Origin of the sequence: Streptococcus suis (genome assembly GCF_002960445.1) — a bacterium.
Taxonomy (GTDB): Bacteria; Bacillota; Bacilli; order Lactobacillales; family Streptococcaceae; genus Streptococcus; species Streptococcus hyiners.
Map to the genome: position 1 here is coordinate 1 of NZ_POJD01000228.1, position 276 is coordinate 276.

Annotated in this window: 1 protein-coding gene; it reads left to right on the forward strand. The window is 41.7% G+C overall.

Annotation, left to right across the window (positions count from 1 at the left end):
- A partial coding sequence (locus tag C1G53_RS09060; RefSeq protein WP_330847474.1) for a solute carrier family 23 protein occupies nucleotides 1-276 on the forward strand: 276 nt, incomplete at both ends.

Consider the following 276-nt stretch of genomic DNA (forward strand, 5'->3'; position numbering starts at 1 on the left):
GGTATGCCAACACAGGCTGTTTTCTTGGCTACAATAATTGCCAGTGCTGTATCAACGCTTGTTATGGGATTATTTGCTAACGTACCTTACGCCTTGGCACCAGGTATGGGGTTGAATGCCTTCTTTACCTATACAGTGGTTATTGGTCTTGGTTTTACTTGGCAAGAAGCTTTGGCAATGGTTTTCCTCTGCGGTTTGTTTAACGTTTTTATCACAGTTACAAAGGTTCGTAAGAGTATTATCAAGGCGATTCCAGTTAGTTTACAACATGCCATC